4 protein-coding genes and 1 pseudogene are annotated in these 4611 nt (G+C 75.2%); 2 read left to right on the top strand and 3 right to left on the bottom strand.

The window, feature by feature from the left end; all coding sequences use genetic code 11:
- From HCJ92_RS25190 to HCJ92_RS22360, 3 genes are all read right to left on the bottom strand, one after another.
- On the bottom strand, window positions 1–1413 hold a 1413-nt coding region (locus HCJ92_RS25190), incomplete at its 3' end, for a YihY/virulence factor BrkB family protein (RefSeq protein ID WP_245241136.1).
- Window positions 1414–1617: 204 nt separating this feature from the next.
- Window positions 1618–2319 carry a hypothetical protein gene (locus HCJ92_RS22365; RefSeq protein WP_167935420.1) on the bottom strand — a complete coding sequence of 234 codons (702 nt, stop codon included), beginning with the start codon at window positions 2317–2319 and terminating at the stop codon, window positions 1618–1620.
- Between the two features lie 353 nt (window positions 2320–2672).
- On the bottom strand, window positions 2673–3203 hold the full coding sequence (locus HCJ92_RS22360) for an Asp23/Gls24 family envelope stress response protein (protein WP_167935419.1): 531 nt from the start codon (window positions 3201–3203) through the stop codon (window positions 2673–2675).
- Between the two features lie 379 nt (window positions 3204–3582).
- On the opposite strand from HCJ92_RS22360, the gene HCJ92_RS22355 reads away from it, so the two are divergent.
- Both HCJ92_RS22355 and HCJ92_RS22350 read left to right on the top strand, forming a co-directional pair.
- Window positions 3583–4131, top strand: coding sequence for an RNA polymerase sigma factor (locus HCJ92_RS22355; RefSeq protein ID WP_338054328.1), 549 nt, complete (start codon window positions 3583–3585; stop codon window positions 4129–4131).
- A pseudogene (locus HCJ92_RS22350) lies at window positions 4122–4611 on the top strand (hypothetical protein); the annotation flags it as partial. The gene HCJ92_RS22355 and the pseudogene HCJ92_RS22350, both read left to right, overlap by 10 nt.

Genomic DNA, 4611 nt, shown 5'->3' with positions numbered 1-4611 from the left:
GGCGCGGCCTGCCCGCGCCGTGGAAGGCCGCCGACGGCCGTTGACCTGCGGGCCCTTCACATCGGTGCCGTTGACCGCTGTGCCGTGGGCGAGGAGGCCGCCCGGCAGCGCGGCGGTGTCCTCGGGCCGGATTCCGTCGGCCGGGCGGCCCCTGTCCGCCGGCCGCGCCCCCTTCGGTGGCGCGCCGTCGGGCTCGGTGCCGTTGGTTCGGCGCGGGCTCTCGGACGGGACCCCCGCACCGGGCTCCGCCGTGGGTTCGACGATGGCCCCGCCGCTCGACCCGCCGGGGCGCGGACGCGGCGTGGTGTCCGAGGTGGCGCCGGGGCCGGGCGCGGCCCCCGGAGCGCCGGCGCCGGCGGCGGGTCCGGCGGTCGGGTCGGACGTGCCGAAGGGGACCCGGCCGGGTGCCGTGGCCGCCTTGGTGTCCGATGCCCCCGGCCCACCGAGGCCGTCGTCGCGCGGATGCCGTATGCGGTCCAGTTCGGCGTTGAACTGCGCGCCGGTGAGCAGCGCCAGGTTGGACAGCCACAGCCAGATCAGGAAGACGATGATGCCGGCCAGCGAGCCGTAGATCCGGGTGAAGGTGCCCATCAGCGATGCGTAGACCGCGAAGCCGACCGACAGCGCCAGCCACAGCACCACCGCCAGCGCCCCTCCTGGACCGTTGCGCCGCAGCCCCCGGGTGGCGGGTGGGCCGGTCCGGAAGAGCACCAGCACCAGCACCGTCGCCAGGCAGAGCAGCAGCGGCCACTTCACGACGTTCCACGCGGCGATCGCGGCGGTGTCCATCCCGAGGAGCCGGCCGAGGCCGCGGGAGAGCTCGCCGCTCACCAGGACGACGACCACGCAGGTGAAGAGCAGCGCCAGCAGCGTCATCGCCCCGGCGAGGATGCGGGGGGCGGTCACCCAGGGCGGGCGGACGTCCTTGGTCCCGTGCATGGTGTGCAGCGCCCGCCGGAAGACGGCGAGGTAGCTGGAGGCGAACCAGAGCGAACCGGCGGTACCCATGATCGCCAGGAGCCAGGCGGCGGAATGGCGGTCGGTCATGTCGCGCAACGCCTGTTCCAGGATGCCGTGCGCGGCGTTGGGAACCACCGAGTTCAGCTGGTGGATCAGGGTCGGGGGGAACTCCGTGCCGGTGATCGACATGACGGAGACCGCGACGAGCAGCGGCGGGAAGACCGCCAGGATCGCGTAGTAGGTGAGGGCCGCCGCCCAGTCCGTGATGTCGTCGTTCCACATCCGGGCCGGGGTCCGGGCGAGGGCGAGCGGGTAGGCGCGCCGGTACCACGGCTGCCGTACCGGTCCCTGGCCCGCGCCCTCGGGTGCCGAAGCGCCGGGCGGGTGCCCGGGGTCGGCCGCGGAGGAGGCGGTGGTGGGGGTGTCCGCTTCGCGCGGTTCTTCAGCGCTCATGGTGCTCTCCGCCCGTCGGCCGGGCCGATGTCGTGCCTGATCCCCGGGAGCGGTGACCGGCCGGGCCGACGGCGCGTCCGGGGACGGCGCGCCGTGCGGATGACTCCGGGCGGTGGGGTCGGGCCGTACGGCGGGGACATCCGTACGGTCCGGTGTGCGGGGGCGCGGACGCCCGCGCGGTGCGGGCCTGCCGGGTGGTCCCGGTCACACCCGTGCCGCGCTGTCGTGCCGTGTCGGGTCGGGCTGCCGCCCGGCGCCGCCGGTCGTCACCGGGACGGTTCGCGGCAGGGTGCGGGGGTTCCCGCCGCCTGCCACCGGGGTCCCGGTGCTCACCACGTTGTTCGTCGTCATCCGTCGTTCCGTCTGTGGACCGGCGGGCCGCTGCGGGTCCGCCGTTTCGTCGTCGTACGAGGTCGAGTATCCGCCTCCGCGGCCGTCCGTGGTCGATTCGGGGAGCTTCAGTTGTGCCCGGACCGGCGGCGGAGTACTCGTTCCTGGGCTTTTGTCGGTTCTTTCGTCCGCTCTTTCGACGGACTTCCGACCGGTGTCACCGGGCCGGGAGTCCTGGGCCGCCCGCCGTGACGCCGTGGGGACGGTCGCCCCGGAGCCGTGGCCGGGCGGGTTCGGCGGTCGCGGGCCGCGCTGGGGTGCGGCGGCGACGGTCAGCAGGGCGGCGGCCATCAGCCCGACCGTCAGCATGACGGCCGCGATCAGCGCGATCGCCGTGCCCGCCACCGAGGTGAGGTCCAGCGCGCCGTGCGTCGCCCCGTCCCCGAGCAGTACACCGGACGCGGGGCCGTCGGCGCCGGTGCTGTCGGTGGCGTGGCTGTCGGTGGCCCGGGGTGCGAGGGCGGTCGCGGGGTCGTGGCTCGTACGGCTGTGCTCCGTGGTGATCTGCGGTTCCATGGCTTCCGTCCCTCCCGGGCGCGGTGACCTCCTGGTGGGCGTTCGTGGTCCGTTCGCGTGTCTCGGCCCCCGCGGGGGTGCCGGCCGGTGCGCGGCGGCGGTCCCGGGGCGAGGTCACACCTCCGGCGGGGGCGCGTACAGCGGACCTGCGCCGCCACGGAGCGCACGACGGGCGGGCGCGAGGACGTCACAGCCCCGCGCCCGCCCGGTCCCGCGCTCCGCCCGGCGCACCCCCGTTCCACGCCCGGGGCATCACCCCGGGCGTTTCGGTGTCCGGACGGCCGGGGCGACCGCAGCCGCCGAGGCGGCATGGTCGGTCCCCTGCGCGGGGGCGGTGGGTCGCCGTTGCGACCTCACTGCACCCGCGCGGTCTCGGGCTCTTCCTCTTCGTCGTCCTCGGGCAGGTGGATGTCGTGGACGGTGATGTTCACCTCGACGACCTCCAGCCCGGTCATCCGCTCCAGCGCGCCGATGACGTTCTCCCGGATGTCCTCCGAGACCTCGTGGATCGGCACGCCGTACTCGATGACCACGTCGAGGTCGATGGCGGTCTGCTTCTGCCCGACCTCGGCCTTGACGCCTCTGCTGACGTTGCTGGTGCTGCGCCCGCCGGGTACGCGGTCGCGCACCGCGCCCAGGGTGCGGGCGAAGTTGGCGCCCAGCGCGTGGACGCCCTGCACCTCGCGGGTCGCCATGCCCGCGATCTTCTCGACCACGCCGTCCGCGATCGAGGTCTTTCCGCGCTCGGCCGCCGGCTGGTCGACACCGGTGGTGCCGCTGCTGACGGTGGTGGTCGCACCGGCACCGGACTTCGTGGCGCGATCACCCGCGGAAGGGGAAGTGGTCGTGTCGGCCGCGGTGCCGGGGGACGTGGTGGTAGCCATGACTCCTCGCTCTCGCTCGGGATGCTCGCTCGCCCCTCGGGGCCTGTCGACGGTTGGACACGTCGGGCGGCGCATTCGTCACGCGCGTTCGGCGAGAAGTTCTCGGCGACGCGACGGGCCCGATCCCCGGAAGACCGTGACGTGAGGCGTTTCGGCGTGTCCAATGGGTGCGCGGGGGAGTGCGCCAGGATCTCCCGGCCGTACCCGGGCGTCGGCCGGGGCACGGCGGAGTCGGAGAGGAGCGCGAGTGTCCGAGGAGGTCAGGGCGTCGACCGTGCCGTCCGACACGGCCGGGACCGAACCGCCCGTACCGGAGCTGTCCGGCGGGCTGCCCCCGCCCGGTGCCGTCCCCGAGGCCGCGACACCCGCGACCGCGGCCGTGCTGGGTTCGCTGGACGACACGGTGCTGGTGGTCCGGGCCGCCGAGGGCGACGACGACGCCTTCGAGCTGCTGGTCCGCCGCCACAGCCCCGTGCTGCTGCGGCTGGCGACCCGGCTGCTCGGTGACCGCGCGGACGCGGAGGACGCGGTCCAGGACTCCTTCGTCAACGCGTGGCGCCGTCTCCCGGAGTTCCGGAGGCAGGCCGCGTTCCTGACCTGGATGTACCGGATCGTCACCAACCGCTGTCTCAACGTGCTGCGTTCGCGGCGGCCGACCTCCGACCTCGACGCGGTGGCGGAGCCCTCCGCCCCCGACCACCAGGCGTCGCCGACGCGGGCGGCGGAGTCCTCCGCGGCGGCGGAGGCGATGTCCCGCGCGCTGAACGGCCTCTCCGCCGAGCAGCGCGCGTGCTGGGTGCTGCGGGAACTGCACGGACTGAGCTACGACGAGATCGCCGACTCGGTCGGCATCACCCACCAGGCAGTGCGCGGCCGGATCTACCGTGCACGGCGTCATCTGATGGAGGCGATGGACGCATGGCGATGAGCCCGCCCGCCTCGGGCCCCCCTGACCACGGCATCCCCCCGGGGAGCGCCGCCCTTCCCGCCGACGACGAACTCCTGGCCTGCGGTCGCTCGGTGGAGCTGCTCTGGGAGAGCTGGGACGACGGCACCGTCGCCGACGACCCGCACGTCGCGGGCTGCCCCCACTGCGCGGCGGCCCTGGACGGCCTGCGGGTGCTCGACGAGTTCGCCCGTGAGGCGGACGCCACCGAGCGCGGTGCGATCGGCCACGTCCGGGCCGGCCACGCACCGGCCCGTCACGGCGCCGCACACCGCACCCCGACCCACCACGGGCACGGCGGAGCCGCCGGGCACGGCGGACACGGGCCCGGTGTGCCGGGGCCGGGTGACGACGTCCTGCCCGGGTACTCCGAGCCGGGCGCCGTCGGCACCTTCGACGCCGGCGCTTCGCCGGCGGCCGGTGACCGGTCCGCCGCTCCGGCGGACGCGGCCCGTGCTCCGG

Origin of the sequence: Streptomyces spiramenti (assembly GCF_012034385.1) — a bacterium.
Classification (GTDB): domain Bacteria; phylum Actinomycetota; class Actinomycetes; order Streptomycetales; family Streptomycetaceae; genus Streptomyces; species Streptomyces spiramenti.
The sequence above is the reverse complement of the archived record's forward strand: the minus strand, read 5'-3'. Positions and strand labels throughout refer to the sequence as shown.

Excerpts from the sequence above, each read along its gene's own strand:
- HCJ92_RS22365 (WP_167935420.1), bottom strand. The coding sequence starts at position 2,319 with ATGGAACCGCAGATCACCACGGAGCACAGCCGTACGAGCCACGACCCC.
- HCJ92_RS22360 (WP_167935419.1), bottom strand. The coding sequence starts at position 3,203 with ATGGCTACCACCACGTCCCCCGGCACCGCGGCCGACACGACCACTTCC.